29 protein-coding genes are annotated in these 26786 nt (G+C 72.5%); 14 read left to right on the forward strand and 15 right to left on the reverse strand.

From position 1 onward, the window contains the following. Positions 1–3: 3 nt before the first annotated feature. Positions 4–507: a CGNR zinc finger domain-containing protein gene (locus tag ACIOD2_RS42400; RefSeq protein ID WP_400551036.1), complete on the reverse strand. Its 504-nt coding sequence runs from the start codon at positions 505–507 to the stop codon at positions 4–6. Between the two features lie 102 nt (positions 508–609). Between ACIOD2_RS42400 and ACIOD2_RS42405 the strand changes: the two genes are divergently transcribed. Beyond that, entirely contained in the window at positions 610–1497 is an 888-nt protein-coding gene (locus ACIOD2_RS42405; protein ID WP_400551037.1) for a DUF427 domain-containing protein, read from the forward strand. A gap of 2 nt (positions 1498–1499) precedes the next feature. Next, a complete protein-coding gene (locus ACIOD2_RS42410; protein ID WP_400551038.1) occupies positions 1500–2216 on the forward strand; it encodes an SDR family oxidoreductase in 717 nt (238 codons plus the stop codon). 8 nt (positions 2217–2224) lie between these two features. On the opposite strand, the gene ACIOD2_RS42415 is transcribed toward ACIOD2_RS42410, so the two are convergent. Then, the gene (locus ACIOD2_RS42415) at positions 2225–2998 is read right to left on the reverse strand and encodes a PIG-L deacetylase family protein (protein ID WP_400551039.1); all 774 of its coding nucleotides are present in this window, start codon (positions 2996–2998) and stop codon (positions 2225–2227) included. Between the two features lie 157 nt (positions 2999–3155). Between ACIOD2_RS42415 and ACIOD2_RS42420 the strand changes: the two genes are divergently transcribed. Then, entirely contained in the window at positions 3156–3584 is a 429-nt protein-coding gene (locus ACIOD2_RS42420) for a VOC family protein (RefSeq protein ID WP_400551040.1), read from the forward strand. 1 nt (position 3585) lies between these two features. Here ACIOD2_RS42420 and ACIOD2_RS42425 read toward each other — a convergent pair whose 3' ends face one another. Genes ACIOD2_RS42425 through ACIOD2_RS42440 form a run of 4 tightly spaced genes read right to left on the reverse strand, consistent with a single transcriptional unit; the run spans position 3586 to position 8192 of the window. Next, complete coding sequence (locus ACIOD2_RS42425; protein ID WP_400551041.1) at positions 3586–4410, reverse strand: siderophore-interacting protein; 825 nt, start codon at positions 4408–4410, stop codon at positions 3586–3588. A 40-nt stretch (positions 4411–4450) separates the two neighbouring features. Then, complete coding sequence (locus ACIOD2_RS42430; protein WP_400551042.1) at positions 4451–5587, reverse strand: iron-containing alcohol dehydrogenase family protein; 1137 nt, start codon at positions 5585–5587, stop codon at positions 4451–4453. Positions 5588–5589: 2 nt separating this feature from the next. After that, on the reverse strand, positions 5590–7095 hold the full coding sequence (locus tag ACIOD2_RS42435) for an aldehyde dehydrogenase family protein (protein ID WP_400551043.1): 1506 nt from the start codon (positions 7093–7095) through the stop codon (positions 5590–5592). Then, positions 7083–8192: a mandelate racemase/muconate lactonizing enzyme family protein gene (locus tag ACIOD2_RS42440; protein WP_400551044.1), complete on the reverse strand. Its 1110-nt coding sequence runs from the start codon at positions 8190–8192 to the stop codon at positions 7083–7085. Before ACIOD2_RS42440 ends, ACIOD2_RS42435 begins: the two co-directional genes overlap by 13 nt. A 94-nt stretch (positions 8193–8286) precedes the next feature. Between ACIOD2_RS42440 and ACIOD2_RS42445 the strand changes: the two genes are divergently transcribed. Next, positions 8287–9105: an IclR family transcriptional regulator gene (locus ACIOD2_RS42445; protein WP_400551045.1), complete on the forward strand. Its 819-nt coding sequence runs from the start codon at positions 8287–8289 to the stop codon at positions 9103–9105. A gap of 45 nt (positions 9106–9150) precedes the next feature. On the opposite strand, the gene ACIOD2_RS42450 is transcribed toward ACIOD2_RS42445, so the two are convergent. After that, positions 9151–9294 (reverse strand): hypothetical protein, encoded by a 144-nt coding sequence (locus ACIOD2_RS42450; protein WP_400551046.1) that lies wholly within the window; start codon positions 9292–9294, stop codon positions 9151–9153. Then, positions 9294–9596: a hypothetical protein gene (locus ACIOD2_RS42455; protein WP_400551047.1), complete on the reverse strand. Its 303-nt coding sequence runs from the start codon at positions 9594–9596 to the stop codon at positions 9294–9296. The genes ACIOD2_RS42450 and ACIOD2_RS42455 overlap by 1 nt, the downstream gene beginning before the upstream one ends. A gap of 128 nt (positions 9597–9724) precedes the next feature. Between ACIOD2_RS42455 and ACIOD2_RS42460 the strand changes: the two genes are divergently transcribed. From ACIOD2_RS42460 to katG, 3 genes are all read left to right on the forward strand, one after another. After that, a complete protein-coding gene (locus tag ACIOD2_RS42460) occupies positions 9725–10207 on the forward strand; it encodes a pyridoxamine 5'-phosphate oxidase family protein (RefSeq protein WP_400551048.1) in 483 nt (160 codons plus the stop codon). A 75-nt stretch (positions 10208–10282) separates the two neighbouring features. Further along, positions 10283–10705: a Fur family transcriptional regulator gene (locus ACIOD2_RS42465; protein WP_400551049.1), complete on the forward strand. Its 423-nt coding sequence runs from the start codon at positions 10283–10285 to the stop codon at positions 10703–10705. 28 nt (positions 10706–10733) lie between these two features. Further along, positions 10734–12953 carry a catalase/peroxidase HPI gene (gene katG, locus ACIOD2_RS42470; RefSeq protein ID WP_400551050.1) on the forward strand — a complete coding sequence of 740 codons (2220 nt, stop codon included), beginning with the start codon at positions 10734–10736 and terminating at the stop codon, positions 12951–12953. Positions 12954–12987: 34 nt separating this feature from the next. On the opposite strand, the gene ACIOD2_RS42475 is transcribed toward katG, so the two are convergent. Then, positions 12988–13887, reverse strand: a complete 900-nt coding sequence (locus ACIOD2_RS42475) for a TIGR03620 family F420-dependent LLM class oxidoreductase (RefSeq protein WP_400551051.1) — start codon at positions 13885–13887, stop codon at positions 12988–12990. 102 nt (positions 13888–13989) lie between these two features. On the opposite strand from ACIOD2_RS42475, the gene ACIOD2_RS42480 reads away from it, so the two are divergent. Then, a complete protein-coding gene (locus ACIOD2_RS42480; protein ID WP_400551052.1) occupies positions 13990–14865 on the forward strand; it encodes a LysR family transcriptional regulator in 876 nt (291 codons plus the stop codon). Here ACIOD2_RS42480 and ACIOD2_RS42485 read toward each other — a convergent pair. From ACIOD2_RS42485 to ACIOD2_RS42505, 5 genes are all read right to left on the reverse strand, one after another. After that, on the reverse strand, positions 14855–15499 hold the full coding sequence (locus tag ACIOD2_RS42485) for a TetR/AcrR family transcriptional regulator (RefSeq protein ID WP_400551053.1): 645 nt from the start codon (positions 15497–15499) through the stop codon (positions 14855–14857). The genes ACIOD2_RS42480 and ACIOD2_RS42485 overlap by 11 nt on opposite strands. A 65-nt stretch (positions 15500–15564) precedes the next feature. Then, positions 15565–16872: a lipase family protein gene (locus tag ACIOD2_RS42490; RefSeq protein WP_400551054.1), complete on the reverse strand. Its 1308-nt coding sequence runs from the start codon at positions 16870–16872 to the stop codon at positions 15565–15567. A gap of 113 nt (positions 16873–16985) precedes the next feature. After that, positions 16986–18311: an FAD-dependent monooxygenase gene (locus tag ACIOD2_RS42495; RefSeq protein WP_400551055.1), complete on the reverse strand. Its 1326-nt coding sequence runs from the start codon at positions 18309–18311 to the stop codon at positions 16986–16988. After that, positions 18308–18865 carry a PadR family transcriptional regulator gene (locus ACIOD2_RS42500; RefSeq protein WP_400551056.1) on the reverse strand — a complete coding sequence of 186 codons (558 nt, stop codon included), beginning with the start codon at positions 18863–18865 and terminating at the stop codon, positions 18308–18310. Before ACIOD2_RS42500 ends, ACIOD2_RS42495 begins: the two co-directional genes overlap by 4 nt. Positions 18866–18918: 53 nt before the next feature. Further along, on the reverse strand, positions 18919–19992 hold the full coding sequence (locus ACIOD2_RS42505; protein ID WP_400551057.1) for an alcohol dehydrogenase catalytic domain-containing protein: 1074 nt from the start codon (positions 19990–19992) through the stop codon (positions 18919–18921). A gap of 82 nt (positions 19993–20074) precedes the next feature. Between ACIOD2_RS42505 and ACIOD2_RS42510 the strand changes: the two genes are divergently transcribed. Further along, on the forward strand, positions 20075–20869 hold the full coding sequence (locus ACIOD2_RS42510) for a helix-turn-helix transcriptional regulator (protein WP_400551058.1): 795 nt from the start codon (positions 20075–20077) through the stop codon (positions 20867–20869). On the opposite strand, the gene ACIOD2_RS42515 is transcribed toward ACIOD2_RS42510, so the two are convergent. Then, entirely contained in the window at positions 20830–21426 is a 597-nt protein-coding gene (locus ACIOD2_RS42515) for a TetR/AcrR family transcriptional regulator (RefSeq protein WP_400551059.1), read from the reverse strand. The genes ACIOD2_RS42510 and ACIOD2_RS42515 overlap by 40 nt on opposite strands. A 70-nt stretch (positions 21427–21496) precedes the next feature. On the opposite strand from ACIOD2_RS42515, the gene ACIOD2_RS42520 reads away from it, so the two are divergent. The 5 genes from ACIOD2_RS42520 (at position 21497) to ACIOD2_RS42540 (ending at position 26689) form a co-directional block, all read left to right on the forward strand. Further along, positions 21497–22504: a hypothetical protein gene (locus ACIOD2_RS42520; RefSeq protein ID WP_400551060.1), complete on the forward strand. Its 1008-nt coding sequence runs from the start codon at positions 21497–21499 to the stop codon at positions 22502–22504. A 264-nt stretch (positions 22505–22768) separates the two neighbouring features. Then, the gene (locus tag ACIOD2_RS42525; protein WP_400551061.1) at positions 22769–24079 is read left to right on the forward strand and encodes an alpha/beta hydrolase fold domain-containing protein; all 1311 of its coding nucleotides are present in this window, start codon (positions 22769–22771) and stop codon (positions 24077–24079) included. A gap of 18 nt (positions 24080–24097) precedes the next feature. Beyond that, complete coding sequence (locus ACIOD2_RS42530; RefSeq protein ID WP_400551062.1) at positions 24098–24457, forward strand: immunity 8 family protein; 360 nt, start codon at positions 24098–24100, stop codon at positions 24455–24457. A gap of 148 nt (positions 24458–24605) precedes the next feature. Then, complete coding sequence (locus tag ACIOD2_RS42535; RefSeq protein WP_400551063.1) at positions 24606–25739, forward strand: adenosylhomocysteinase; 1134 nt, start codon at positions 24606–24608, stop codon at positions 25737–25739. Positions 25740–25816: 77 nt separating this feature from the next. Beyond that, complete coding sequence (locus tag ACIOD2_RS42540; protein ID WP_400551064.1) at positions 25817–26689, forward strand: LLM class F420-dependent oxidoreductase; 873 nt, start codon at positions 25817–25819, stop codon at positions 26687–26689. Positions 26690–26786 lie beyond the last annotated feature (97 nt).

Here is a 26786-nt window from a genome sequence, read left to right on the forward strand (position 1 = left end):
GCTTCACTCCGTGGATTCGGCGCGGGAGCGCTGGTAGTGCCGGCGTGCCTTCATGCGGTTGCCACAGACCGCCATCGAGCACCAGCGCGCGCTGTTGGGTTTGCTGTGGTCGATCAGGAACAGCCGGCAGTCCGGGTTGGCGCACGGGCGCAGCCGGTTCCCGCCCGCCTTCGTGAGCTCAGCCCAGGCGAGGACGACCCGGGACGCGGCGGCGTGGCCCGGCGCCGGATCGAGCTCCCATTGGATCTCGTCGTCCGCGAAGTGCGCCTTGTAGCTCAGGCCTTCGACGAACGGCGCGGCCGCCACCGGGGCGTCCTGGCCGCGCACGATCCGCTGCAGCACGGCACGCGCCTCGCGCACCGCGTGCCACTCCTCTTCGGAGTCCGGCTGGTCGTGGGCGGCGAGCCAGCCGCGGCCCGATGCCGCGTCGGCCAGGTCGTCCTCGGGTGCGCCGTTGCGCACGGGGGTGCTGTTCAGCAGGTCGAGCAGCAGCTTCTCGTAGCTCATCGGTCTAACCTCCCAACTCGTGCTTGACAGGTTACACCCTGCCGTGGTTCTGTGTCTAACCAGTAAGGCAATTCAGAACGGTTAGCCGGAAAGGGGCAGGTCATGGGACTGGCATGGCAGCAAGGACCGCTCTCGGAGCGTTCGGTCGGGCACTTCCTGGTGCCGCAGCCGCTGCCGGAGCGGCTGCTGTTCGCCGAGCCGCTCCGCCGCCGGATGCGCGTGCGCTTCGGCGGGCAGTGGGTCGCCGACAGCGAGGACGTCGTGCTCCTGCACGAGCCGAACCGCTACCCGGTGGCGTACTTCCCGCGCGCCGACGTGGCCGAAGGGGTGCTCGACGCCGAGCCGCGCACGACGACCCACCGCGACCTCGGCCCGGCCGCCTGGTTCACCGTGCGGGCGGGGGAGCAGGAGGCACCGCGGGCGGCCTGGGCGTACACCGGCCTGCCGGACCACGCCGGTGTCCTGCGTGACCGCGTCGCCTTCGCCTGGCGGGCGATGGACGCCTTCTACGAAGAGGACGAGCGGATCCTCGGGCACGCGGCCGACCCGTACCACCGCGTCGACATCCGGCAGACGTCCCGGCACCTCGTGGTGCGCGACGGCGACCGCGTCGTCGCCGAGACCCGGCGCCCCGTGGTGCTCTACGAGTCCGGCTTCGCCCCGCGCTGGTACGTGCCACGCGAAGACATCGACCAGACGGCACTGACACCGGTCGAGGGCCAGACCTTCTGTCCCTACAAGGGATTGGCCGGCTACTTCGACATCGGCTCGCGCGGGCGCGCCGCCTGGTCCTACCCCGAGGCCTGGCCCGAGGTGGCCCGGGTGTCCGGGTTCGTCTCGTTCGAACCGGACGTCGTCGACGTGTGGCTCGACGACCGGAAGCTGGCCCTCGAACCGGGCCAGGCCGTGACCCCGCACGGCATCGACCGGGGCCTCGATCCCGACGAGCTGCGGTCGCGTGCCGCGGGCGTCCTCACCGGAACGGAGTGACCATGTCCACCACCTTGAAAGACCGCCGCGTGCTCGTCGTCGGCCGCGGCAGCGGGATCGCCCGCGCCGTCACCCTGGCCCTGCGCGAGGCCGGCGCCGCGGTCGTCGTCGCCGGCCGTGACCCGGAGGCCCTCGCCGCGGCCTACGACGACCCGGGCGTCACGGCCGAGCAGGTCGACCTCACCGACGAAGCCGGCGTCGCCGCGCTGGCCGAACGGCTGGGCCGGGTCGACCACGTGGTGTCGACGGCGTCGGCCCGGGCCCGCGGCGCGCTCGGCGACCTCGGCCACGACACCGTGCTGAAGTCGTTCGAGGTCAAGGTCCTCGGCCCGATCCTGCTGGCCAAGTACCTCGCACCACGGATGCCCGAGGACGGCTCGTTCGTCTTCTTCTCGGGCTCGTCCGCCCGCAAACCGGCCCCGGGCATGCTCGCCGTGGGCGCGACCAACGCGGCGGTCGACGTGGTGACCCGCGGCCTCGCGGTCGAGCTGGCGCCGATCCGCGTCACCGCGGTCTCGCCGGGCACGATCGACACCGGCGCCTACGACGGCCTCGGCACGGAGAAGAAGGCCGAGCTGTTCGCGGCGCGCACCGCCACCAACCCGGCACGCCGGATCGGCCGGACCGAAGACATCGCCGACGCGGTCGTCTTCGCGCTCACCGCCGGTTTCCTGACGGGCGTGACACTCGGTGTCGACGGAGGTGAGCCTCTTGTCTGAGTCCGCGCTCAGTAGTCCATGTCCGGCCCGGCGAACTCCGGCGCCGCCTGGAGATCGACGACGCGGAAGAGCACCGCGTGGTCGACACCCATGGCCTTGCCGCTCAGGGCGGTGAACTCGGGGATGAACTCGGCGGGCGCGGGGTGGCCGGGGAGCGCGGCCAGGTACGCGGCATGGGCCTCGAGGGAGGCGACACCGCGGCGCAGCGGCTCGCCGGTGACGTCCACCCCGTGGGTGACGTTCGGGTAGCCGGGGAGCCCGGGGAAGGCGAGCAGGCGCACGTCGTGCGGCTCGAGTTCGCCGATCTGCTCCGGGAAGACCCACCGGTTGGCCGCGTCCCGCAGGGCGTCGAGGGTCGCGAGGGCCACCACCCGGTGGTCGGCGTGGTTGAAGCCCATCGGCGTCTCGACCTCGGGCCCGTAGCTGAGCACCAGGTCGGGCTTGAAGCGGCGGATCTCCCGGCAGATGTCGCGGCGCAGGTCCAGGCCGTAGACGAGCACACCGTCGGGGTGCTCGAGCACGGTCAGGTCCTCGACCCCCACGATCTCGCACGCCGCCTGCTGCTCGGCCAGGCGCAGCCGGGCCGTCTCCTCGGGCGGGTCGGGCATCCCCGCCTCGCCCCGCGTGAGCAGCAGGTAGCCGACCGCGATGCCCCGGGCCGTCCAGCGGGCGACGGCCGCGGACAGGCCGTACTCCATGTCGTCGGGGTGCGCGACGACGCAGAGCACGCGCCGGAAGGAGTCCTCGGGCAGGGCGGGCACCTTTGCTGGCATGCCCGGCATCCTGCCGCACGGCTGTCTCCGAGACCACAGACCTCGAACCGCAAGGAGGAGTACTCATGTCCCTGTTGAGCCCGGCTGTGCACGTGCCGCGGCGGCGCACACGGAAACCCACGCTGCCTGCGCGCGTGCTTCGCCGCCTGGCCAAGGGCGGTGCCTGATGGACTACCGCATCGAAGTCCTCACCCTGCCCGTCGCCGACGTCGACCGGGCGGCCCGCTTCTACACCGAGCAGGCCGGTTTCACCCTGGACGTCGACTACCGGCCGAACGAGGAGTTCCGCGTCGTGCAGCTGACCCCGCCCGGGTCGGCGTGCTCGATCCAGTTCGGGACCGGCCTCACCGACGCGGCCCCCGGTTCGGCCCGCGCGGGCTACCTGGTGGTGGCCGACATCGAAGCCGCGCACCGTGAGCTGGCCGGCCGCGGTGTCCCCGTCGGCGCGATCCGGCACAAGAAGACCGTGGACCGGCAAGCGGACTGGCAAGGGGACTTCGCGCCGGGGCCGGATCCGCGGCGGCGGGACTACGCCAGCTTCCTGGACTTCGCCGACCCGGACGGCAACACGTGGGTCGTCCAGGAACGCCGGTGACTCAGTGCCGTGCTTTCCAGTAACCGCAGAACATGATGTCGTTCTTGGGGATCCCGGCTCGCACCCAGTGCCGGCGCAGGGCTGCCGCCATGGCCGATTCCCCGACGACCCAGCCGTGCGCCGCGGCCGGCGGCACGGGCAGGTCCTGGGCGGCCGCCAGCGCGGCCCGGCCGGCGACGGCCCCGCGGCTGCGGGGCAGCCAGGTGACCTCGACGGCGGGCGGGGCGTCGAGAACCTGCCGGTCTTCGGCGTCGGGCAGCTCGATCAGGGCGTGCCCCGTGGCGTCGCGGGGGAGGGAGGCCAGCACGCCCGCGATCGCCGGCAGGCCGGTTTCGTCCGCGACGAGGAGCAAGTGCTCGCGGCCGGGTGCGGGGTTGAAGCCGATGCCTTCGTCGAGGATCGCGACGGCGTCACCCCGCGCGCAGTGCTGCGCCCAGGTCGCGGCGGGACCCGCGGTGCCGTCCTCGGCGGAGCCGTGGAGGACGAAGTCGACGTCGAGTTCCGGCCCGTCGGGGCCGTCGGAGCGATAGGCGCGGACCGAGTAGTTGCGCAGCACCGGCCGGCTCGTCTTGGCGATGGTCAGGTACTTCGCGTACGCCAGCGCGTTGAGCTTGTTCGGCAGCCGTTCGAGGGACCCTTCGGCCACCGGGATGAACAGCCGGAACCACTGGTCGAACCCCATCGGCGTGAAGGAGCCGATGTCGTCCTGCCCGATCGTCACCCGCGCGAAGTGCGGCGAGAGCCGTTCGCTGCGGAGCACCCGGAGGGTGAGCAGCTCGGCGGTCTCCGGCTTGACCCGGGTGGCCGTGAGGTTCTGCCGCGCCATCTCGACTCCCCGGTTAGGTTAGGCTGCCCTTTCTTTCAGCCTAGAACACCGAGCGCAGCAGGTCCACCGTCTCCCCTTCGGACGGCTGCCGCGGGGCGTTCTTCGTCACCGCGTCGGCCAGCGCGCCCGCCGCGATGGCCGGGACCAGGTCCGCCGTGACACCCAGCTCACGCAGCGGGCGCTTGATCCCGAGCGCGCCCGAGACCTCCCGGACCGCCGCGATCGACGCTTCCGCCCAATCCGGCTCCGGCGTCACGTGGAGCGCGCGGCCCACCGCCTCGAACGCGGCCGGGGCCGACGGGGCGCTGAAGGCCAGCACCTCCTCGAGCACCGCCGCCAGCGCGACGCCGTGGGGAGTGCCCGTGTGCGCCGTCAGCGCGTGCCCGAGGCCGTGGACCAGCCCGAGACCGGACAGCGTCAGCGCGTGCCCCGCCAGGTGGGCCCCGAGCATCAGCTGCGACCGCGCCTCCAGGTCGCCGCCGTCGCGGTGGGCGACCGGCAGCCAGCGGCCGATCAGCGTGACCGCCTGGGCCGCGTAGGCCGCCGACACCGGGCTCGACCCGCGCGAGGCGAGCGATTCGATGCCGTGCACGAGCGCGTCCAGGCCGGTGGCCGCGGTCACCGCCGGTGGCAGGCTGATGGTGAGCTCGGGGTCCAGCACCGCGATCCGCGGCTTCACCGACGGGTGGCCGATGTAGACCTTCCGGCGCGCGCACGGGTCTTCGGTGACGCCGAAGCCGTTGGTCTCGGCGCCGGTGCCCGACGTCGTCGGCACGGCGATCAGGGGCAGCCCGGCCTGGGCTTCCCACAGCCGGTCCGCGTCGGCGGCGGCCGCGCCGGGGTTGCCGGCCAGCAGCGAGATGCCCTTGGCCGCGTCCAGCGCCGAGCCGCCGCCGAGGGCGATCACGGCGGCGTCGCCGAACTCGCGCAGCCGCGCGGCGCCGCGGTCGAGTTCGGCCGTCGACGGGTTCGGGCCGACGTCCTCGTGGACGGCGTGCTCGAGCCCGGCCGAAGCCAGGATCTTCTCGACGCGCCCGACGATCCCGGTGGCCCGCAGGCCGCGGTCGGTGACCACGAACGCGCGGGTGCGGGTCAGGGTGTCGACGTAGGCGGGGAGATCGGTGACCACACCGGGGCCGAACTCGGTCCGGGCGGTCGGTTCGATGCTGAGTCGCACGGCTAGTCCTCCGGGAGCGCGAGCCAGGTGGTCTTGAGGGCGGTGTAGGCGTCCAAGGCGTGCAACGACTTGTCGCGGCCGGCGCCGGTCGCCTTGAAGCCGCCGAACGGGGTGACGACGTCGCTGGCGTCGAAGGTGTTGATCCACACCGTCCCGGCGCGCAGCCGCCGGGCGACGCGGTGGGCGGTGGTGACGTCCCGCGTCCAGACCGACGCGACCAGCCCGAAGTCGCTGTCGTTGGCCAGCCGGACGCCCTCGCCGACGTCACCGTCGTAGGTGAGCACCGACAGGACCGGCCCGAACACTTCCTCGCGGGCGATGGCCATCCCGGGCCGCACACCATCCACAATGGTCGGTTCGAGGTACGTGCCGCCGGTCTCGGTGAGGACCCGGCCGCCGCCGTGGGCGATCGTCGCGCCGTCGGCCCGCGCACCGTCGAGGTAGCCCAGGACGCGGTCCAGCTGGACGTCGTCGACGAGCGGGCCGAGCACGGTCGCCGGGTCCAGCGGGTCACCGATCCGGAACGTCGCGTCGGTGATCGAGACGACCTCGGCGAGCAGCTCGTCCTTCAGCGAAGCGGGCACGACCAGGCGCGAACCCGCGTTGCAGGTCTGCCCGGCGTTGTAGAAGATGCCCCACGCGACCGCCGAAGCCGCTGCCGCGAGATCGGCGCCGGGCAGCACCAGCTGCGGCGACTTGCCGCCCGCCTCGACGGCGACCTGCTTGCCGTTGGACTCCCCGGCGTAGACCTGGAACAGCCGCGCGACCTCCGCCGAGCCGGTGAACGCGATCTTGTCGACGTCCGGGTGCCGCCCCAGGGCCTGGCCGACGACCTCGCCGCGGCCCGGGACGACGTTGAGCACGCCGCCGGGCAGCCCGGCCTCGCTCGCCAGCCGGGCCAGCAGCAGCGTGGCCAGCGTCGTCTGCTCGGCGGGCTTGACGACGACGGAGTTGCCGGTGGCCAGCGCCGGGCCCAGCTTCCAGGACGTGATGAGCAGCGCGTAGTTCCACGGGACGACGACGCCGATCACGCCGAGCGGCTCCCGGGTGATCCACGCCAGCGCGTCGCCGGGCGTGGGCGCGACCTCGTCGTAGGTCTTGTCGATCGTCTCGGCGTACCAGGCGATCGTCTCGGCGGCCTTGGTGACGTCGACCCGCCGCGCCTCGCCGACCGGCTTGCCCATCTCGAGGGAGTCGAGCAGCGCCAGCTCGTTCGCGTTGTCCATGATGGACTCGGCCCACCGCAGGAGAATGCGTTTGCGCTCCCGCGGTGCGAGGTCGCGCCACCGGCCGTCCTCGAAGGACTCACGTGCCGCACGCACCGCGCGGTCGACGTCTTCGGCACTGCCGGAGGGAATCCGCGTCAGCTCCCGGCCGTCGCGCGGGGACGTGCTGGCGAACGTCGTGTCCGAAGTGGACTCGATCGCCCGGCCGCCGACGAACGGCCGCGCCTCGAAGGTGAGCTTGCCCGCCAGTGCCTGCCAGTCCTGGTGCGTCAGATCCGCCACCGGGCCACCGCCTCCTCGTCCAGTTCGATGCCGAGCCCCGGTCGCGCCGGGACCTCAAGGGTGCCTTCGGGGGTGATCATCAGCGGCTCCGCCAGCATGAAGTCACGCCGCTGCGGCGTCCAACCGGGTGGGTCCCACGGGAACTCGAAGAACGGCCCGCCGCCGACCCCGGCGGCCACGTGCAGGTTGGCCAGCACGCCGATGCCGTTGGTCCAGCTGTGCGGGGTGAAGGCCCGGTGCTTCAGCTGCGCCACCTCCGCCAGCGTGCGTGCCCGGTGCATGCCGACCGCGAGCACGACGTCCATCTGGTAGACGTCGAGGACGTCGTGCTCCAGGTACCGCAGCAGCTCCGGCACCGAGTGGTGCATCTCGCCGGCCGCGATCCGGACACCCGGGTTCTCCGCGCGCAGCGTCCGGAAGCCGTCGACGTCCTCGTAGGGGAGCGGTTCCTCGACCCAGAAGACGTCCAGCTCGGCCAGCCGCCGCACGATCCCGCGGGTCTTGGCGAGATCGGACGCCGGGGCCGTGTCCCCGGCCATCCGCCAGGACTGGTTGAGGTCGACCATGATCGCGAAGTCCGGCCCGAGCGCGTCGCGCACCGCGGTGACGGCCGCGATCCCGTCGGCGACGTGGTCCCGGTCGATGCGGATCTTCATCGCCCGGAACCCGGCTTCCCGCGCCCGCAGCGCGGTCTCGGCGCGTTCGGCGGGCGGCTTCAGCTCGGCCGAGGACGCGTACGCCGGGACCGCCTGGGCCGTGTTGCCGAACAGGGTCGCGACGGGCAGGCCGGCGACCTGGCCGATGACGTCCCAGAGCGCGGCCTCCAGCGGCCAGAACCGGCCGCCGTGGAAGTTGGCCGTCTCGATGGCCTTCACGTGCCGCACGATGTCGAGCGGGTCTTCGCCGAGGAACAGGTCCTTGACGGCGTCGAACCCGGCCATCGTGTCGCCGGACCCGATGCCGGTGACACCCTCGTCGGTGTGGACGCGCACGATCGTCGCGTCGAAGTGGCGCCGCGGCCGCGGGTCCCACGCCGCGCGCAGCGGCGGGTCGAGGTCGAGCCGCAGCCGGTCCAGGACGATGTCGGTGATCTTCATCGATCTCGACGTTAAGAGCCGCCGCGAGCCGCGGCAAGCACCGGCGGCACATCGCAACGCGCGTTGCGCTGAGACCAACTGTTAGCGTCCGGAGATGACGCTCCCGGACGACGCGGCCCGGCCCCCGGGCCACGGCCTGCGCCGTGACCTGGACCTGCTGGAGGCGCTGGCCTCGCCCGAGGCCCAGCGGGCCGGCGGGCTCGGTGTCGTCCGGCTGGCGCAGCTGACCGGCCGGGAGAAGAGCCAGGTCTCGCGGGCGCTCAAGGCCCTCGCCGAGGAGGGCATCGTCGAGCGCGACCCGGACACCCTCGGCTACCGGCTGGGCTGGCGGCTGTTCTCCCTGGTCGCGCGCACGGTGGAGGATCGGCTGGTGCGCGCCGCCGAGCCGGTGATGCACACGCTGTCGGCGGAGCTGGAGGAGACCAGCCACCTGTGCGTCCTGCGGGAGCAGGAGGTGCTGACGCTGCTCTCGGTGTCCGGGCACTCGTTCCGCGCGCACGACTGGGAGGGCCGCGGCGTCCCCGCGTACTGCACGTCGGCGGGGCGGGTCCTGCTGCTCGACGCGAGCCCGGACGAGCTGTACGTCCGCTTCCCCGACTTCGACGCCGACGACCCGCGTTCCGAGGTCCGCACGCTGCCGCAGCTGTGGGCGAAGATCCAGGAGTGCCGCCGCGACGGCTTCGCGCGCGTCCACGAGGAGTTCGAGGAGGGCCTGGTCGGCGTCTCGGCCCCGGTTCGCGACTTCCGCGGCCGCGTGGTGGCGGCGGTCAACATCTCGGCCCCCGCCGCCCGCCTGGCGGATCAGCTGGAGGCCGCGGGTCGCAGCACCGCGGAGGCGGCCGCGCAGGTGTCGGAACACCTGGGCTTCTCGGCGGCGAGCAAACCCCCGCCACCCCGGACCCGGCTCACCTGAGCGCCGTCCACTGTGGACGGCCGGTTGGGCGTGCGAACCGAGCCCTCAGCCCTTCGCGGGCGGGTCCAGCTGCGCCAGGTGCTCGGTGATCTCCGCCAGCAGCCCCGTCGCGGCTTCGCCCAGGGCCGCCAGCTCGGCCAGCGTCGCCCGGGCCGGGGGAGCGGGCGGGGCGTCGGTCGTCGGGGGCATCAGATCTCCTGGAGGGCGTCGGCGAAGGCGGTGTGCACCCGGAGGTACTCGTCGAGGGGGACCGTCGTGACCGCCCACTCGTGCCAGCGGATGTGGGCCTGGCCGACACCGAGCTTCGCGGCCGCGGCCACGCTCACCGGGTCGGCGCCGGCGAGGATCGCGCGGTGCAGCAGCGGCGGCGTCGAACGCCGGGCGAGGTCGGCCGCGGCCGAATACCGCGCCAGGTCGGCGAGGGGGTCGCCCCCGTCCGGACGGCGCTGCAGCGGGGGTACGCGGCGGGCACCGGACAGCACGCTGGTCATCAGGCAACTCCTGGGAGAGCGGTAAAACCAACTCGAACGGTAACCGGTTACCCGGCCCGATCCGGGGTAAACGCGGGCACTGGTGATCTCCGTCTCACCGGATCGGGGTGGTGCGGCAGGATGGCCCGATGACCGACGACCTCCGGGCCCACGCGCGGGCACTCATCGACGCGAACCTCTACCTGACGCTGGGCACGGTCGACCCGGACGGCCGTCCGTGGCTGGCGCCGGTCTACTTCGCCCCCTCCGGCGACCGCACGTTCCTCTGGGTCTCCGACGTCGAGGCGCGCCACTCCCGCAACCTCGCCGAGCGCCCGGCGGTGAGCCTGGTCGTCTTCGACTCGACGGTGGCGCCGTACCACGGCCGCGCCGTCTACGCGTCCGGCGAGGCCCGGGCGCTGGCCGGCGACGACCTCGACCGGGCACTCGGGAGTTACCCCCGGAACGACGCCCGGGGTGCGTCGCCGATCGGCCTCGACGACGTGATCGAGCCGTCGTCGTACCGGCTCTACGAAGTGACCGCGGCGGAGATGTGGGTGCTGTGCCCGCGCGAGCCCGGGCAGCCGTGCGCGCTGCACGGCCGGGGTGACGACCACCGGGCCGAGCTGTAGCGGTCAAGACCCGGACGGGTGGCTTCCGCGAACTCAATCTTGATTCATTCCAGATTATCGGGCAGACTCGCCGCCGTGCCCACCACTTCGGAGTTCGAGCGGATGCTGCGCGGGGCCTCCCTGCGCGTCACGCGTCCACGGCTGGCGGTGCTGACCGCGGTACACGTCCACCCGCACGCCGACACCGACTCGATCATCGGGGTCGTGCGGGACGATCTCGGGGAAGTGTCCCACCAGGCCGTCTACGACGTCCTGCGGGCACTCACCGGCGCCGGGCTGCTCCGGCGCATCCAGCCGCCGGGCTCCGTGGCGCGCTACGAAGCCCGTGTCGGCGACAACCACCACCACGTCGTCTGCCGGTCCTGCGGGGCCATCGCCGACGTCGACTGCGCCGTCGGCAGTGCGCCCTGCCTGACCGCGTCCGAGGCCCACGGTTTCGTCATCGACGAGGCCGAGGTCGTCTACCGGGGCCTGTGCCCCGCCTGCTCGAGTTCCTGAACACCGTTTGATTCCCGGAAGGATTCCTGTGTCTGACAGCCCTGACGCCGTTGTTGGCGAGATGAACGAGGAGACCGCGGGCGGCTGCCCGGTCTCGGCCGGGCGTCGCAACCACCCGACCGAGGGCGCGGGAAACCGCGACTGGTGGCCGAACCAGCTCAACCTGAAGATCCTGCGCAAGCACCCCGCCGTGGCCAACCCCCTGGGCGAGGACTTCGACTACGCCGCCGCGTTCAAGACCGTCGACCTCGACGCGCTCGCCGCGGACGTCGACGCGGTGCTGACCACGTCGAAGGAGTGGTGGCCCGCCGACTTCGGGCACTACGGGCCGTTCATGATCCGCATGGCGTGGCACAGCGCCGGCACCTACCGCATCGACGACGGCCGCGGGGGAGCGGGCGCCGGCATGCAGCGCTTCGCGCCGCTGAACAGCTGGCCGGACAACGGGAACCTGGACAAGGCCCGCCGCCTGCTGTGGCCGGTCAAGAAGAAGTACGGCCAGAAGATCTCGTGGGCCGACCTGATGATCTTCACGGGCAACCGCGCCCTGGAGACCATGGGCTTCAAGACCTTCGGCTTCGCCGGCGGCCGCGCCGACGTGTGGGAGCCGGACGAGGACGTGTACTGGGGCCCGGAGCGCACCTGGCTGGGCGACGAGCGCTACACCGGTGACCGCGACCTCGAGAACCCGCTCGCCGCGGTCCAGATGGGCCTCATCTACGTCAACCCCGAGGGCCCGAACGGCAACCCGGACCCGCTGGCCTCGGCCCGCGACATCCGCGAGACGTTCGGCCGGATGGCGATGAACGACGAGGAGACCGTCGCCCTCATCGCCGGTGGCCACACCTTCGGCAAGACCCACGGCGCGGCCGACCCCGACGAGCACGTCGGCCCGGAGCCCGAGGGCGCCGGCCTCGAGGAGCAGGGCCTCGGCTGGAACAACACCTTCGGTTCCGGCAAGGGCCGCGACGCCATCACCAGCGGTCTCGAGGTCACCTGGACCTCCACGCCGACGCAGTGGAGCAACCAGTTCTTCGACAACCTGTTCGGCTACGAGTGGGAGCTGTCGAAGAGCCCGGCCGGCGCCCACCAGTGGGTGGCCAAGGACGCCGAGGACACCATCCCCGGCCCGGAGGCCGGTGACCCGGCGCGCAAGCCGACCATGCTGACGACCGACCTGGCGCTGCGCGTCGACCCGGTCTACGAGCAGATCTCCAAGCGCTTCCACGAGAACCCGGACCAGTTCGCGGACGCCTTCGCCCGCGCCTGGTACAAGCTCACCCACCGCGACATGGGCCCGATCCAGCGCTACCTCGGCCCGCTGGTGCCGCAGGAAGCCCTGATCTGGCAGGACCGCGTCCCCGCCGTCGACCACGAGCTGGTCTCCGACGCCGACGTGGCCGACCTCAAGGCCAAGCTGCTCGACTCGGGCCTGACCGTCGCCCAGCTCGTCTCGACCGCGTGGGCGTCGGCCTCGACGTTCCGCGCCAGCGACAAGCGCGGCGGCGCGAACGGCGCCCGCATCCGCCTCGAGCCGCAGCGCGGCTGGGAGGTCAACGAGCCCGACCAGCTCGCGCAGGTGCTGCGCACGCTGGCCGGCGTCCAGGAGTCCTTCTCCGCCGGTGGCAAGAAGATCTCGCTGGCCGACCTGATCGTGCTCGGTGGCGCGGCCGCCGTCGAGAAGGCCGCCAAGGACGCGGGTGTCGAGATCACGGTGCCGTTCACCCCGGGCCGCACCGACGCGACGCAGGAGCAGACCGACGCGGAGTCCTTCGCGCCGCTCGAGCCGACGATCGACGGGTTCCGCAACTACCGCGGCAAGGGCCACCGCCTGCCGTCGGAGTTCCTGCTGATCGACCGCGCGAACCTGCTCGACCTGAGCGCGCCGGAGCTGACCGTCCTCATCGGCGGCCTGCGGGTGCTGGGCGCCAACCACGGCCAGTCCTCGCTGGGTGTCCTGACCTCGACGCCGGGTGCCCTGACGAACGACTTCTTCGCGAACCTCCTCGACATGGAGACCGAGTGGAAGTCGACGTCGGAGGACCAGGAGACCTTCGAGGGCCGCGACCGCGCGACCGGCGAGGTCAAGTGGACCGGCTCCCGCGCCGACCTGGTGTTCGGCTCCAACTCGGAGCTGCGCGCGCTGGCCGAGGTCTACGCGAGCGACGACGCCAAGGACAAGTTCGTCCGGGACTTCGTGGCCGCGTGGCACAAGGTCATGAACGCCGACCGGTACGACCTGGTCTGAGCTGACTGATTCACCGCGCCCGCGTCCGGTGCCTTCATCCGAGGGTGCCGAACGCGGGCGCGAGTCGTTCCAGCTCCGCGACGTCGGCGAGGAAGTCGTCGGTCGTCGGGGGCATCAGCAGGACGTGGTCTGCGCCCGCAGCCAGGTGTTCCTGGGCCTTCGCCGCGATCGCGTCCGGGCCGCCGTGGGCGACGACCGCGTCCGCCAGCGTGTCCTGGTCGGACACGTCGAAACCCAGGCGCTCCATGGCTTTCCCGTACCACGGCAGGCCCAGGCTGGCGGACACCTTTTCCCTCGCTGCGACGCGCGCCGCCGCGGGGTCGGCTTCCGTGACGACCGTCAGGCCGACCACCAGCAGCTTGTCCGCGCCTAGTGTCTTGCGCGCTTCGGTCGTGTACGCCGGGGGCAGGTTCGCCGGGTAGGCGCCGTCGGCGGCTTCGCCGGCCAGCGCCAGCATCTTCGGGCCGTTCGCGCCGAGGATCCGCGGGTAGGTCGCGGACGGCGCCGGCGGCCAGGTCTCCGCCGTCATCCGCTCCAGATAGTCGCGCAGCGTCTTGACCGGACTGCCGTACTCGCGGCCGACCCCGGCGGCCTGCGGCGCGTGGCCGACGCCGATCCCCAGCACGAGCCGCCCCGGGTACGCGTCGGCCAGCTGGGCCGCGCCCGCGTGCAGCGTCTGCGGTTCGCGGGCCCAGATGTTCGCGATGCCCGTGCCGAACGTGAGCCGCTCGGTCGCGGCGAGCAGCACGCCGAGCTGCACCAGGGCGTCCTTGCCGCCGACGACCTCGTTGGTCCAGGCGGCCCGGTACCCGGCGCGCTCCAGCCGTCGCGCGCCTTCTCGCTGGTCGTCGGCCGAGTCGGAACGGGTGAACGAGATCGGCAGGTAGACGCCGAGCGGGCCGAGCGCCGCGCGAGCCGTCGTGATGTGGTCCATGCCTCCACGGTGGCGCCGCCGGACCGCCACCGTCCAATGACTGTTTCGCGCCGCGTGTTGCGATCTGTGCATCACCGCAGTTCACGGCGCTAGACTGGCCCGGTGGACGACCTCGATCTCCGGCTGGTGCGCAGCTTCACCGTCGTCGCCGGGCACCGGCACTTCGGCCGCGCGGCCGCCGAGCTGCACCTGACGCAGTCGTCGCTGAGCCGGCAGATCACCCGGCTGGAACAGCAGGTCGGCGCGCGGCTGCTCGACCGCACCCCGCAGGGCACCTGCCTCACCGAGGCCGGCGAAGCCTTCCTGCCGCTCGCTGCCGACGTCCTGCGTTCGGCCGCTTCGGCGGTGGCCCACACCCGGTCGATCGCGCGGCCGAGCCGGATCACCGTCGGCTACACCGGCAACCTGATCGTCACCCCGGCGGTCCGCGCCCTGCGCCACCGCCACCCCGACGCCGACGTGCGGGCGCTGCACCTGCACTGGGACGACGCGCGGGCGGCGTTGCTCGACCACCGCGTCGACGCGGCCGTGGTCCGGCTGCCGTTGCCCAGCACCGGGCTGCACGTGACCGTCCTCTACGACGAGCCGCGTGTCCTCCTGATCCCGAGCGACCACCGCCTGGCGGGCAAGGAATCGGTGACGCTGGACGACATCGCCGACGAGCCGCTGCCCCGCGCGTCCGACACCGAGTGGGACGCGTTCTGGCGCGTCGACCCCCGCCCGGACGGCCGCCCGGCGCCGGACGGGCCGCTCATCACCGCCATCGAGGACAAGATCGAGCTGGTGGCGAGCGGTCAGGCGGTGGCGATCATCCCGGCCGGTCCCGCCGTCGGCGGCACCGGCCTGCGCCCGGACCTGACCATCGTCCCCTTGGCGGACGTCGAGCCGGGGCACGTGGCCGTGGCGACCCGCGCGGGCGACCGCAACCGGCTGGTGGCGGCCTTCCGCAAGTGCGCCGAAGCGTGTCTCACCGGGTGAGGCTCTGGTGGCCGAACAGCCCGAGCAGCCAGACGTGGCGGACGGCTTCCCTGGCCTGGTCGTAGGCGTCTTCGGTGGCCTGCCAGATGGCCTGGGTGATCAGCTCGATCGTGGCGGCGACCACGGCGCGCGCGGTGAACGGCGGTGGCGCCGGCAGCGCGGGTTCGGTGCTGCGCAACCAAAGGACGGTCCGGTCGAACACGGCCTCGCCCGCCCGCAGAACCTCTTCGCGGGCCTGGAGCCCGGCGTCGCCGAGCGCGAAGATCTCGAGCAGGACGGCCCGGACGGCCGTCGGGCGGCGGTGCACGTAGTCGACGAGGAAGTCCCCGCACGCCGCGACCGCCGCGAGCGGGTCCGGGGCCGCGGCGGCCACCGCGACACCCTGGTCGATGAAGTCGTTGCTGAGCACGCGGTACGCCGCGAGGAAGGCGTCCTGCTTGTCGGTGAACTGCTGGTAGAACGAGGTGCGCGAGACACCGGCGGTCGCCGTGATGTGCCCGACGGTGGTGCCGAGGTACCCCCGGGCGCCGACGTTCTCCAGCACGGCGTCGACCAGCCGGGCGCGCTGCGTGCCGGCGACCTCGTCACGGCTGAGGCTGTGCGGGCCCTTCGGCAGCTTCCGGTGCGCTGTCACGTGCAGACCGTACTGTGCCCGGCCGGAAGACCCGGCCGGGCACAGTGATCGTCAGCTCGTGAGTGTCAGGAAGTCGGGACCTCCGGGGCGAGCGAGTTGCCCGCCGCGATGTGCCCGCAGCTGGACGGCGCGGCCTTCCCGGCGAACCGGTCGTTCAGCCAGCCGATCGCGCCGGGTGCCCAGCGCACCGCCCCGCCGACGTGGCTGAGCAGGTCGTACTGCTCGTACTTGATGGCGCGGTTGCCGTCGGCGCAGTACTGCCGGGCCAGCGCCCGGACGTCGCCGGCGACCATCACGCCGTCACCGGTCCCGATCCCCGGCGGGTTGCCGAAGGTCCCTTCCAGGAGCCCGTTGTTGCCCTGGGCGATGAACCCGGGCACCGACGGCGTCGGCGCCGAGCCGATGTTGACCTTGTTGACGGCGTCGACGAACGGGAGCACCGAGTTCGGGTTCGCATACTGCGGCTTGACGAGCTTCTCCCACGTCAGCCCCGGGTAGCGGCCCAGCGCGTTGATGATCGACGCGCCTTCGACCTCGGCGAGCACCTTCAGGCCGTAGTCGCTCGCGTAGGGCTTGAGGTCGATGTCGTAGGACCGGGCGACCCCGACGAGCGCCATCGGGATGACGCCGGACCACACCGGGCTGCCGGCGACGTACTTCAGGTTGTGCGACGGCGCGACGAGCACACCGCCTTCGGTGAAGCCCACCAGGTTCTTGTTGACCTCCGGTGCGTAGCTCGGCGCGAGCGCGGCCGCCCACCCGGTCGCGATGGCGCCGCCCGAGTAGCCGATGAGACCGAACTTGGTGCTGTCGTTCAGCCCCGTCTCGCCCGCCTTGGTCGCGGCGCGGATCGAGTCGAGCGTGTTGGTGCCGTACTCCGGCCCGGCCGCGAAGTTCGCGTCCTGCCCCTCGGTGTCGGGGATGAGGATGTTGTAGCCCAGCAGCAAAGCGGGCGTGACGAGCAGGGACTCCCCGTTGGGCAGCAGCCCGCCGAGGGTGACGTCGCCGGCGATCGCCCGCGACGGGCTGTCCGCCGGGTTGAGCGAGTCGTAGGCCGACTGGTACGAAATGGCCTTCTTGTTGTCCCCGTTGGGACTGCGCACCACCGACGTCACGTTGGCGGCGGGGTTCCCCTGCGCGTCGGTGGTCCGGTAGAGCAGCTGGATCGCGGTCAGCGGCGTGGGGATGCCGACGATGTGGTAGCTCAGCGTCCGGGTCTTGAGCACAGCACCCGGCGCGTAGGACGACAGCGGTTCGCTGCCGCTGTAGGTGTAGAAGGAATCGGCCGCCGGGGCCGCGGACGCCGCCGGCGCCGCGGCGACGGTCAGCGTGAGAGCCGCGGCGACGGCCAGCAAGCGGGCAGGCTTGATCATGACTCCCCTTTGAATCATGAAGTGGATCACAATGGTGAATCGGTAACCTACCAGCCAGTAGCAATGAAGTACAGAGGCGTACACCATTCGGGTCCGGGTCGGGTGACCTGCGGTTACGGTCGGACGAGCGCGCCGCTCGCCGCGGGGAGGTCGTCGGTCCACTCGTCGGTGAAGCTGCTCCGCTTCACCGGCGGCACGGCCGAGCACACCCGGAGCCAGGTCTTCATCCCCTGGCGGGCGAGCACGTTGCCCGAGGTGAACCGGTCGGCGAAGGAGCGCGAGGTGTTCACGGCCTCGAAGCCGTACGCCAGCATCCGGCGCTCGTACTCGCCGATCGCGTCGGTCAACCCGGCTTCGCCGCGGTGCACGGCCTTGATCTGGTGGGCCAGCAGTGCCGCGTCCCGCAACGCCGTGTTGGCGCCCAGGCCCATCACCGGGGTCATGTTGTGCACGGCGTCGCCGAGGACGGTGACCGGGCCGGTCGGCCAGGGTTCGACCGGGGTGGCGGCCTTGAACGCGATCGCGTGCACGCCTTCGGGATCGGACTCGGTGACCATCCGGCGCAGGTCCGGGTGCCAGCCGCGGATGTGCTCGCCCACGACGTCCTTCAGCGCGGTCCCCGCCAGATCCTCCACATCGGACGGATAACCGGCCCGTTTCGCCGCGAACGCCCAGAGCACGTAGTCCTGGACGTCGTCGAGGAGGTCTTGGCCGCTCAGGCCGAACGCCGTCAAGTCGATGCCGTCGCCGACCGCTTCGGTGGTGCGCGTCCGGCCGTCGAACACCGCGGTGAACAGGAAACTGCCGGCCGGCGGCAGCACGATGTTCAGCCCGCCGCGGATCCGCGGCGGCAGCCAAGCGCGGGTTTCGTCGGTCAGCGCCAGCCGTCCGGCCACGCCCACCGCGCCCGTCGGCACCCGGTGCGCGTGCGGCAGGAGCTGCGCGCGGACCCGGGAGTTGGCGCCGTCCGCGCCGATCAGCAGGTCGCCGGTCGCGGTGGCGCCGCCGGCGAAATGCGCCGTCACCGTGCCGTCCGGGTTCACCTCGTACCGCTCGAAGGTCTGTCCGAAGTGGACGTTCGCGCCGAGGCCGGCCAGGAGCAGCCGCCGCAGCGCGATCCGGCTGACCGCGCGGTGGTCGCCGGTCCCGCCGGTCATCAGCTCTTCCTCGACGAAGAGCAGCTCGCGCAGGTGGTGGGTCTGGAAGCTCATGCCCGCGCCCGGGTCGCCGGCGGTGGCGGCGAAGGCGTCCCAGAGCGGGGCCGGCAGGCAGCGGCGCAGCGCGCGGCAGCCGAACCGGTTGAGGTGGATGCGGTAGCCCTGCAGCCAGTCGGCCGCCTCGTTGTGGCGCTCGTGGACCTGGACGTCCACGCCGGCCGCCGTGAGGGCCTGGGCCGTCGCGAGCCCGCCGATCCCGCCGCCGATGATCAGTACTCTCATGTCCGTTCTCCCCGGTTGGCCAGCAGATCCGTCAGTTTTTCCAGCACCCGGTCGTGCCAGGTCACCTCGGCTTCGAGGCGGATGAGCACGTGGTCGAACCCCAGTGGCTCCAGGCCGCCGAGGTACGGCGCGGCGTGTTCCTGCAGGTGCTGCCAGGACGCCAGCTCCGCGACGAGCGCGGCCCGGCGGTCTTCGATCAACGCCCGCAGGGCCGGCTCGTCGAGGTCTTCGGTGTAGGCCAGCGCGAGGTCGACCGGGTCCGGGCGCAGCTTGGTGGTGGTGAGGATGGTGTGGCGCAGCACGGAAAGCTCGCGCCGGCCCTCGTCGGTGATCGTGTAGACCGTGCGTTCGGGCATGTTCCCCACGCGTTCGGTGCGCAGCGCCTCGATGACACCCTCGTCCGCCATCCGCCGCAGCGCGCCGTAGAGCGAGCCGGGTTTGACGTCCGCCCAGAGCTCGGTGCGGTCGACCTGCGCCGCCCGCCGGATCTGGTGCCCGTGCATCGGGCCGCCCCGCGCCAGCGCGCCGAGGATGAACAACCGAACTGCTCCCATGTGACTACTCAAACACGAGTACTAGGAACTAGTCAAACGCGAGTAGTCGGTAATCACGGCCGGACGACGGTGAGCGCGAACCGCGCCTGCTCCTTCGCCGCGTGGCCGATGGCGTCGGTGATCTCGTCCAGCCCGAACTCCGTGACGGCGAAGCCGCCCAGGTCGAGCAGGCCGACGCGGGCCAGCGCGATCAGGCTGCCGTTCGCCTCGCGCGGGGCCAGCCACTGCCCGCGCACGGTGATGTTGTTGCGCATCAGCCACGGGTAGGGCAGCGCGAGGTCGTCACCGCCGAGCATGCCGACGCCGCCCATCAGCACGACCCGGCCGTACTCGCGCACCGTCATCGCCGCGGTCCGCGTGACGGCCGCCCCCGCCGACGGCGGCAGCAGGTCGAGGACCACGTCGATCGGGCCCGGTGCCGCGTCTCGCATGCGCGCGGTGTCGTCGTCGCCGGTGAGCCGGACCGTCCGGACACGCGCGCCGAACCGGCGTTCCAGGTCGGCCAGCACCTCGGTGTTGCGACCCGGCGCGAGCACGCACGCGGCGCCCATCGCGAGCGCGACGGCCACTCCGGCGCTGCCGAAGTTGCCGGTCGCGCCGCTGACGAGCACTGTTTCGCCCGGCTGCAGCTGGGCCGCGAGCAGGCCGCCGTAAGGCACGAGGCAGAGGGAGAGCGCGGCCCACCGCCCGGCGTCCGCGGCGTCGATCGGGCCGAGCGGGACGGCGTTCTCGGTCGGGACCAGCACCTGCTCGGCGTAGGCACCATGGCCGTAATGGCGTTGCAGGAACAGGCCGCCTTCACCGCGCGCGCTCAGGCCCTGCAGCGTGATGTCCGGCGTGCGAGCGTCGTCGCGGGCGCGGATGGTCGGATCGCACAGCACCCAGTCGCCGGGCTTGAGCCGGGTCGCGTCCGGGCCGGTCGCGCGCACCCGGCCGACCGCGCCGGCGCCGGGCACGACCGGCAGCGTCAGCAGGTAGTTCCGCTCGCCGCGGAACACCTCCCCGGCGTAGGGCAGCACGGGCGCCGCGACGACGTCGACGACCACCTCGCCGGTGCCCAGTACCGGGTCGGGCCACTCGCGCACCGACGGCAACGTACCGAATTCTTCGAGAACCGCAGCTTTCATGAGACCAGCCTTCGCGTTCCCGGACGCCGTAGCCAGGCCTGGTATCATCCTGGGACTGTTGCGTGCCACCCGGAGGTCGTCGATGGCGGACGTGGCCCGCGCCGGGCTGGGGGAGTTCCTGCGGTCCCGGCGGGAACGGCTGAGCCCGGTGACGCTGGGGCTGCCGGACCGGCGCCGCCGCCGGACACCCGGGCTGCGCCGCGAAGAGGTCGCCGAACTCGCCGGCATCGGCGTCGACTGGTACATCCGGCTCGAGCAGGGCCGCACGGTCAGCCCGTCGGCCGAGACGGTCGAGGCGCTGGCCGGCGCTCTGCGGCTGGACGATGCTGAGCGCGCCCACCTGCGGGAACTGGCCCGCAACCCGGCGCGGACGGCGTTCACCCGCGAGACCGTCCCCGACGCGACGCGGGGGCTGATCGAGAACCTGTCGCAGCCCGCGTACGTCACCGGCCGCCGCTGGGACGTGCTGGCCTGGAACCGCGCGGCCGTCGCGCTGTTCACCGACTTCGGCAAGGTGCCCGAAGAGGACCGGAACGTGCTGGTGTTCCTGCTGCTCGGCGACCGGGGGCGGCGGCTGTTCGGGCCCGGCTGGGCGACCCAGGCCGAGCACACGGTGGCGCAGTTTCACGCCGCGTACGACCTGTGGGCGCCGGACCCGGCGTTCACCGCGCTGGCCGACCGCCTGCGCGCGGGCTGCCGCGAGTTCGCGGGCTGGTGGGAGCGCCACGACGTCGTCCACAGTGGACCCGGCCGGAAGACGTTGTACCGTCCGGAGCCATCGGTGTACGAGTACGCGACGTTCCAGGCCAACGAGGACCCGGCGCTGCGGTTGACGCTCTACGCGCCGGTGCGGCGGCCGCGGATCAGCGGCAGGTAGACCTCGTCGACGATCTCCACGAGCACGTCGTCATCCACTGTGGTCAGTCCGCGCGTGAGGTATTCGTTGCGCAGCAGGGTGAGCGCGGCGGTCGCGACGCGCGGGTGGCGGGCCTCCGGCGGTGCCTCGCCGCGGGCCACCGCGCGATCGAGGAGCGTGAGCCACGCGGCGGTGCCGCCGTCACCGGCCTGCTCGTGCAGCTGGGCCAGCAGTTCCGGGTCGTCGCTGACGCCGGCCAGCAGGCCGCGCAGGATCCGCGCGGTGGGGGAGGAGCTGTCGCAGTTGACGGCGCGCAGCAACCCGAGGGCGTCCCCGCGCAGGGTGCCGGTGTCGGGCGGGCGCCGGGTGTCCTCGGCCAGGTGCCGGTAGGCGGCGACGCCGAGCGCGGCGCGGTTCGGCCAGCGGCGGTAGATCGTGTTCTTGTTGGTGCCGGCCCGCTGGGCGACGCGCTCCATGGTCAGGCCCGGGTAGCCGGCCTCGGCCAGCTCGTCCGCGGCGGCCAGCAGGATCGCCCGTTCCAGTTCGGCGCCGCGCCGCCGGGTCTTCGCTTCGGTCATCGGTACTCACCGTACCTTGTCGATAGGGTACGGTACGTACCGTACGCTATTTCCTCTGGAGGGCACCCCTATGCGAGCCAAGGGCATCGGTTACGACACCGGCATGGCGGTCGGTGGCACCATCCGCCGTCCGTTCGAACCCGGGCTGGTCCGGCGTGAGCTGGCGATCATCCGCGACGACCTGCACTGCACGGCGGTCCGGCTGTTCGGCACCGACCTGGACCGGATCGAGTTCGCCGCCCGCGAGGCGGCCGCGCTCGGGCTGGAGGTGTGGTTCTCGCCGTTCCCGTGGGACGCGCACCCGGAGCAGATCCTCGAGCAGCTCGCCGACGGCGCCGAGCGGGCCGAGCGCCTCCGCGCCGCGGGCGCCGAGGTCGTCTTCGTCACCGGCGCCGAGCTGAGCCTGTTCAACCACGGCTTTCTGCCGGGTGCCACCCTCCCCGAACGCGTGGCGGGCCTGGTCTCGCGGTCCCCGGAGTCGCAGCAGGCGCTGGCCGGGCTTCCCCAGCGGGTCAACGACTTCCTCGCCCGCGCGGTCGAAGCGGTCCGGGCGCGGTTCGGCGGCAAGGTCACCTACGCGGCGGTGCCGCTGGAGCGCGTCGACTGGTCGCCGTTCGACATCGTCTCGGTCGACGCGCACCGCTCGAAGGAGGTCGAGCACCTCTACCAGGAGGGCATCCGCACGCTGGTCGCGGCGGGCAAGCCGGTGGCGATCACGGAGTTCGGCTGCACGACCTTCCGCGGCGCGGCCGACCTCGGCGCCCGCGGCGGCGAGATCCTCGAGTACGACGGCGACGTCCCGGTCCGGCTGAACGGCGACTACGTCCGCGACGAGGAAGAGCAGGCCGGTTACCTCCGCGAGCTGCTGGAGGTGTTCACGGCGGAGGGCGTCGACGCGGCGTTCGCGTGCACCTTCGTCTGCTACGGCCTGGTGTACCGCCCCTCGCCCCGCGACGATCTCGACATGGCGAGCTGGGGCGTGGTGAAGGTCCTGGAGGAAGGTTCGGGGGAGACGTACCCCGGGCTGCCGTGGGAACCGAAGGCCGCGTTCGGGGTGCTCGCCGCCTGCTACGCCTGACCCCGTCTCGACAGTCCTCGACTCGCGAGGACAGTGCCTGCGCAAGCCGGCGTGTCGACCCTTCAATCACACGTGATGCCTCTCCAAACACACGTGTTGCCTCTCTGATCACCGGCATGCCCACGGCGCGCGTGCGGTACCGGGCATCTCGCGTGATCCTGCGGGCATCACGGGTGATCCCAGGGGCATCACCTGTGCTCGAAGAGCCGACGCGGTTCGGCGGTGCGGTGGCCGCCGCGCGCCGTCCGGGGTGACACTGGGTTCATGAAGGTCGTCGACGGGCAGCGGACACGCCCCTTGTCGGCGACCTCCCGCTACGACGCCACGCCACCCCTGAGACGCGGTGCGCTGCTGGTCACGGCGTCGCTGGCCGCTCTCGGCGGTGCGGTCATCCCGGCCGCCGCGGTGCCCGCGCTCTGGCGCCTCTGGCAGCTCTACGCCATGTTGTTCGGCGCCTTGTCGGCGGTCGAAATCGTCGCCGTGGCCGCGGTGCTCGGCTGGCCCACGCGCAAAACCGCCCGGTTCGCCGCGCTGACCGCGGCCGCGTCGCTCGCCCTGTGGGTGGTCAGCCGGCCGCTCGGGCTGCTGACGCGGTTCGATCCCTGGCAACCGGCGGACACGGTGGTCGGCTTCACCGACTACGTCGCTGCCGCACTGCAGGTCATCGCCCTGTTCGGGTTCCTGGTCGTCGCCCGGCGTCGGGCGCACCCGAGGCCGTCCACGCTGCGGCGCGTGTCGGCGTGGATCGTGCTGTTCCCCGTGCTCCTGCTGGTCCTGGCCACCGGCACGGCCGGAGCGGTCGCGGCGGGCGACGGCGTCACCGGCACCACCGCCTCGACGCTGCTCGACGGCGCTTCCAGCACGGTCGAGTACTGCCGCCCGTCGGGGATCCCGCTGGCCATGGACGTCTACCAGCCCCGGACGTCCGCGGCGGCCGCGCCGGTCGTGCTCTACCTGCACGGCGGCGGCCTGGTCCTCGGCAACCGCAGAGCCACGGGCCCGGGTGCCCTGCTCGACGGCCCGCGGTTCGCGGCGGTGCGGGACGCGCTGACGGCCGGCGGCGTCGCGGTCGCCTCGATCGACTACCGCCTCGCTCCTGCCGCGCCGTGGCCCGCGCCGCTCGCCGACGCCCAGTGCGCGGTCCGGTTCCTGACGGCCAACGCAACGGCGCTGCACCTCGACCCGGCCCGCATCGGGGCCTGGGGCATCGGCACGGGCGGCACGCTGGCGGAGCTGCTCGGCACCGCGCCGGCCTTCGGCACCGGTCAGTACAGCGGCGTCCCGGGCAAGGTCCGCGCGGTCGCGGCGGTGTCGGCCCCGGCGGACTTCACGGACTTCACCGGCCTCGACGCGGTCACCCGCGCCTCGATCCTGCTCGCACTGGGCCGGGCACCGGCCACCCTGCGCGCGGCGAGCCCCCTGACGTACGCGGGCCCGGGTGCCCCGCCGGTCCTGATCGCCGACGGCGGACGCAAGGCGGACGACTACGCGAACCGGCTGCGCACGGCGGGCGTCGCGGTCACCACCGGCGGCTCTGCCGAGGTGACCGGGTTCCTGGCCACGGCGTTGCGCTGACCGAGGAGACTGACGACCATGCGCGCCGAGATCAGGTTCCTGCTGACGCCGGACATCGAGCCGGAGTCGTACGCGCCCGAGGACCCGGAGCGGTTCATGTTCCTCGTGCAAATGATCGCCGGGCCGGCCGGCGAGCCGGGGGAGGAGTCGTTCGACTTCGAGGTATGCACCCCGGGCTGGTTGCGTGAGGAGGCGCGGCGCGACGGGCCGATCTCGGGCCGTCACCACGTGATCGTCGACCGGTTCGACTGGCCGGGGCTGCTGAAGTACTTCGACGACCTGGTGGCGAACTGCGAGGGCGCGGACTGGACCGCGGTCACCGGGAAGCTGAGCCGGTACGGGCTCTGGGAGTTCGAGGACTACCGGCCGGCCGGCTGATAGCTTGACGGGGTGAGCAGCGGACGGGGACTCGTGGCGCCGATCTTCGGCGACCACTCCTACCGCTGCGACTTCTACGGTTGACCGAACCCGCTCCAGGTCCCATTCGCCGCCTCGCGCGGTTTCTTCGTCAACCGTAAGGAAAGTCATGACTCTGCCTGCCCTCGGCTGGGCGCTCAAGCACATGCCGCTGACCGCCGCCGCCGTCCAGGAACACGAGGCGCTGCTCGCCGGGCGCCGGCTCGCGATGTGCCTGCACGTCGAACCCAAGACCGGCGCGCTCGTCACCCTCCTGGCCCGCGCCGGGGTCGACGTCACCCTCACCGGCTCACCCGGCACGACCCACGACGACGTCGCCGATGCCCTGCGCGAACTCGGTGTCACGGTGCACACCCGCCGTGCCGACGACGACGCCGACCACGCGCGCAACGTCGCGAAGGTCCTCGAAAACGAGCCGGACCTCACGCTCGACAACGGTGCCGACCTCACCCTGTCGCTGCTCGCCTCCGGGACGCCCGCGGGGTACCTCGGCGGCACCGAGGAGACGACGACCGGCGGCCTCCGGCTGCGGGAGCACCCGGGCGGCGTCGCCCACCCGGTCGTCGTGATCAACGACTCGCGGCTGAAACTCCTGGTGGAGAACGAGTTCGGCGTCGGCCAGAGCGTCGTGCAGGGTTTCCTCAACGCCACCAACCTGATGCTGCCGGGGATGCGCGCCGCGGTGCTCGGTTACGGGCCGTGCGGCAAGGGCGTCGCGGACACCCTCGCGCGGCTCGGCGCCCGGGTCGCGGTGTGCGACACCGACCCGATGCGGGCGCTGCAGGCCATTTTGGACGGTCACCGCGTCGGCCCCGCCGAGGAGGTCCTCGAAGACGCCCAAGCGGTCTTCACGGCCACCGGCGCCCCGGGCGTCGTCGGCGCGGCCGAGCTGGCGGCCCTGCCCGACGGCGCGGTCCTCGCCGGCGTCGGCCACTTCGCGTGGGAGATCGACGCCGACGCGCTGCGGGCGGCGGCCGTGCGCACGATCGAGTACGGCGAACCCGGCCGCCGCACCGGGCACGTCCTGGCGGGCGGCCGCGAGATCGTCGTCCTCGACCACGGCCGGATGCTCAACCTGACCGCCGCCAACGGGAACTCCATCCAGGCCATGGATCTCGGCCTCACGCTGCAGGTCCGCAGCCTCGCGGCGGTGTGCGCGGGCGGCCTCGCGCCGGAAGTCCAGCCGGTCCCGGCGACCGTGGAACGGCGGATCGCCACGGACCTGGTGGCGCGGCTGCGCTGAAACCCGGGACTTGCCCTGGAGCGCACTCCAGGTCCTAACGTGGCGGGTACGCCGACCGCACGTCAGGAGAACGCTTCATGGAGCTCGGTTTTCACCTTCCCGTCTTCGACATCGAGGGCGGCACGACCGCCATCGCCGCTGAGCTCGCCCGCGTGGGCGCCGTGGCGGAGGAGGCCGGTGCGACCTGGTTGTCCTTCATGGACCACTACTTCCAGATCGAGCCGACCGGCCTCCCCGCCGAGTCCAACATGCTGGAGGGCTACACGACCCTCGGCTTCCTCGCCGCGCACACGTCCCGCATCGAGCTCGGCCTGCTCGTCACCGGCGTGACCTACCGCCACCCCGGGCTGCTCGCGAAGATCGTCACCACCCTCGACGTCCTCTCGGGCGGCCGCGCCGCGCTCGGGATCGGCGCCGCGTGGTTCGAGCGCGAGCACCGGGGCATGGGCGTACCGTTCCCGCCGGTCGCCGAGCGCTTCGAGCGGCTTGAGGAGACGCTGCGCATCGCCGGGCAGATGTGGGACCCGGAGAACAACGGGCCGTTCGAGGGCAAGCACTACCAGCTGGCCGAGACCCTCTGCTCGCCGCAGCCGATCCACCGGCCGAACGTGATGATCGGCGGCAGCGGGGAGCGCAAGACCCTGCGGCTGGTCGCGCAGTACGGCGACGCCTGCAACCTGTTCGGCTCCTCGCCCGAGGACGTCGCGCACAAGCTGGACGTGCTGCGCCGCCACTGCGACGACGTCGGCCGCGACTACGACGAGATCCGCAAGACGATCCTCGCCAACAACCCGCGCCCGACGCCGGACACGCGTGACGACTTCGTCCGCAGCATGGCGGACTACGCGAAGCTGGGCATCCAGACGGCGATCATCACCCCGACCACGGGTGCGCCGGCGTCCTGGATCGAGGGCATGGCGCCGGCCGTGCCGCAGCTGGCGGACCTCTAGCCCGGTGGGGACGGCGCGGTCGCGGGTGCCGGCCGCGCCGGTCCGGCTTCCCCGATCCGGTGACCGGCGGGAACTCCGGCCCGTCGCGGCCCGTTGA

This window comes from Amycolatopsis sp. NPDC088138 (genome assembly GCF_044741685.1).
Taxonomy (GTDB): Bacteria; Actinomycetota; Actinomycetes; order Mycobacteriales; family Pseudonocardiaceae; genus Amycolatopsis.

Bases quoted from the DNA above. Each gene is read 5' to 3' on its own strand.
- ACIOD2_RS42400 (WP_400551036.1), bottom strand. From the start codon at position 507: ATGAGCTACGAGAAGCTGCTGCTCGACCTGCTGAACAGCACCCCCGTG.
- ACIOD2_RS42405 (WP_400551037.1), top strand. From the start codon at position 610: ATGGGACTGGCATGGCAGCAAGGACCGCTCTCGGAGCGTTCGGTCGGG.
- ACIOD2_RS42410 (WP_400551038.1), top strand. From the start codon at position 1,500: ATGTCCACCACCTTGAAAGACCGCCGCGTGCTCGTCGTCGGCCGCGGC.
- ACIOD2_RS42415 (WP_400551039.1), bottom strand. From the start codon at position 2,998: ATGCCGGGCATGCCAGCAAAGGTGCCCGCCCTGCCCGAGGACTCCTTC.
- ACIOD2_RS42420 (WP_400551040.1), top strand. From the start codon at position 3,156: ATGGACTACCGCATCGAAGTCCTCACCCTGCCCGTCGCCGACGTCGAC.
- ACIOD2_RS42425 (WP_400551041.1), bottom strand. From the start codon at position 4,410: ATGGCGCGGCAGAACCTCACGGCCACCCGGGTCAAGCCGGAGACCGCC.
- ACIOD2_RS42440 (WP_400551044.1), bottom strand. From the start codon at position 8,192: ATGAAGATCACCGACATCGTCCTGGACCGGCTGCGGCTCGACCTCGAC.
- ACIOD2_RS42445 (WP_400551045.1), top strand. From the start codon at position 8,287: ATGACGCTCCCGGACGACGCGGCCCGGCCCCCGGGCCACGGCCTGCGC.
- ACIOD2_RS42450 (WP_400551046.1), bottom strand. From the start codon at position 9,294: ATGCCCCCGACGACCGACGCCCCGCCCGCTCCCCCGGCCCGGGCGACG.
- ACIOD2_RS42455 (WP_400551047.1), bottom strand. From the start codon at position 9,596: ATGACCAGCGTGCTGTCCGGTGCCCGCCGCGTACCCCCGCTGCAGCGC.
- ACIOD2_RS42460 (WP_400551048.1), top strand. From the start codon at position 9,725: ATGACCGACGACCTCCGGGCCCACGCGCGGGCACTCATCGACGCGAAC.
- ACIOD2_RS42475 (WP_400551051.1), bottom strand. From the start codon at position 13,887: ATGGACCACATCACGACGGCTCGCGCGGCGCTCGGCCCGCTCGGCGTC.
- ACIOD2_RS42490 (WP_400551054.1), bottom strand. From the start codon at position 16,872: ATGATCAAGCCTGCCCGCTTGCTGGCCGTCGCCGCGGCTCTCACGCTG.
- ACIOD2_RS42495 (WP_400551055.1), bottom strand. From the start codon at position 18,311: ATGAGAGTACTGATCATCGGCGGCGGGATCGGCGGGCTCGCGACGGCC.
- ACIOD2_RS42500 (WP_400551056.1), bottom strand. From the start codon at position 18,865: ATGGGAGCAGTTCGGTTGTTCATCCTCGGCGCGCTGGCGCGGGGCGGC.
- ACIOD2_RS42505 (WP_400551057.1), bottom strand. From the start codon at position 19,992: ATGAAAGCTGCGGTTCTCGAAGAATTCGGTACGTTGCCGTCGGTGCGC.
- ACIOD2_RS42510 (WP_400551058.1), top strand. From the start codon at position 20,075: ATGGCGGACGTGGCCCGCGCCGGGCTGGGGGAGTTCCTGCGGTCCCGG.
- ACIOD2_RS42515 (WP_400551059.1), bottom strand. From the start codon at position 21,426: ATGACCGAAGCGAAGACCCGGCGGCGCGGCGCCGAACTGGAACGGGCG.
- ACIOD2_RS42520 (WP_400551060.1), top strand. From the start codon at position 21,497: ATGCGAGCCAAGGGCATCGGTTACGACACCGGCATGGCGGTCGGTGGC.
- ACIOD2_RS42525 (WP_400551061.1), top strand. From the start codon at position 22,769: ATGAAGGTCGTCGACGGGCAGCGGACACGCCCCTTGTCGGCGACCTCC.
- ACIOD2_RS42530 (WP_400551062.1), top strand. From the start codon at position 24,098: ATGCGCGCCGAGATCAGGTTCCTGCTGACGCCGGACATCGAGCCGGAG.
- ACIOD2_RS42535 (WP_400551063.1), top strand. From the start codon at position 24,606: ATGACTCTGCCTGCCCTCGGCTGGGCGCTCAAGCACATGCCGCTGACC.
- ACIOD2_RS42540 (WP_400551064.1), top strand. From the start codon at position 25,817: ATGGAGCTCGGTTTTCACCTTCCCGTCTTCGACATCGAGGGCGGCACG.